General features: G+C 75.5%; 2 protein-coding genes. One reads left to right on the plus strand and one right to left on the minus strand.

The window, feature by feature from the left end:
- Positions 1-644: SbcC/MukB-like Walker B domain-containing protein (locus DZG00_RS15460; RefSeq protein ID WP_304650943.1), on the plus strand; the 644-nt coding region annotated here is incomplete at its 5' end.
- Positions 645-672: 28 nt separating this feature from the next.
- Here DZG00_RS15460 and DZG00_RS15465 read toward each other — a convergent pair.
- On the minus strand, positions 673-876 hold the full coding sequence (locus DZG00_RS15465; protein WP_119383327.1) for a hypothetical protein: 204 nt from the start codon (positions 874-876) through the stop codon (positions 673-675).
- Between the last annotated feature and the right edge of the window lie 470 nt (positions 877-1,346).

Here is a 1,346-nt window from a genome sequence, read left to right on the forward strand (position 1 = left end):
GGGCAGACCGCAGCGCAGCCGCCCTCGCCCGGCACGACGCCGCCCGCCGCGAGAGCGAGCGCGCGGGCGACCAGGCGCGCGCCGCGATCCGCATGGCCGAGGTCGCGAACGCCATCACCCCCGAGAACACCCGCGGCACGACGCTCGGCACCTACGTGCTGCTGCGCCGCTTCGAGGACGTGGTGCAGGCCGCGAACGCGCGCCTCCGGATCATGTCGAGCGGCCGCTACGAGCTGGAGGTGAGCGAAGAGCGGGAGGCGACGAGCCGGTCGCGGAAGACGGGGCTGGCCCTGCAGATCCGCGACCACGTCGTCGACCGCGTGCGCGAGCCCGCGAGCTTCTCCGGCGGCGAGACGTTCTACGCGTCGCTCGCCCTCGCGCTCGGCCTCGCCGACGTCGTGCAGGCCGAGGCGGGCGGGCTGCAGCTCGGCACGCTCTTCGTCGACGAGGGCTTCGGCACGCTGGATCCGGAGACCCTCGACGCCGTCATGTCCGAGCTCGGGCGGCTCTCCTCCGACGGCCGCACGGTCGGGATCGTCAGCCACGTCGAGGAGCTGAAGCAGCGCGTCGCCGACCGGATCGAGGTCCGCCGCCGCCCGGACGGGTCGTCGACCCTCACGTCGACGGTCGCCGACCCGGTGTGACGCGCGGCGCCGGGACCGGGATCGCGCGTCAGCGGAAGGGGTCGTCCCGCTTCGCGGCGAGGTGCCGCCGCCAGTAGAAGGTCGCGCCGCCGCCGAGGCCCGCCGCGAGGACGAACGCCACGACGCCCACGACCCCCAGTCCGCCGCCGGTCTGCACGACGACCACGCCGAGGGCGACCATCACCAGGCACGAGCGCAGCAGGATGAAGGCCAGGGACCGGTCGCTCGTCATGCGGCGCCTCTCGGGGATGCGGGTGCGGTGCGGAAGGGATGCGGGAGTCGACCGCGCCCCCGAGCCTAGGCGGCCGGACCGTGCGGATCCGGTGCGTGCCCGGTGCACGCGCAGGGCGCCCGCCGAGAGCGACGGCAGCCGCTCGCCGCAAGCCGCCGGGGGACGCGGTTTCGCTCAGCGGACATCCGCGGAGCGAAGACCCGCTCTCCGGCGGGGCCGCGCCGAAGCACCTGCCACCTCCCGGGACCCCGGAGGCGTCCTGCCGCGGGAGCACCATGCAAGATGAGCGGGAGGGCGGAGACGATCGACGCCCAGAGACGCCAGGAACCATGACGACAACGCTGACCCCCACCGGAACGAGGGATCCCTCGCACCGCCCGCGCACGCCGCACGCCGACACCGCGCCGGTCGAGGCCGCCGTCGCCGCGGCGCCGATCGTCGCGGCCGCGTCGGCGCTCTCCGCCGCATCG

It is taken from the genome of Clavibacter lycopersici, assembly GCF_003576405.1.
Lineage (GTDB): Bacteria > Actinomycetota > Actinomycetes > Actinomycetales > Microbacteriaceae > Clavibacter > Clavibacter lycopersici.

Coding starts and splice junctions, on each gene's coding strand:
- DZG00_RS15465 (WP_119383327.1), bottom strand. CDS start 876: ATGACGAGCGACCGGTCCCTGGCCTTCATCCTGCTGCGCTCGTGCCTG.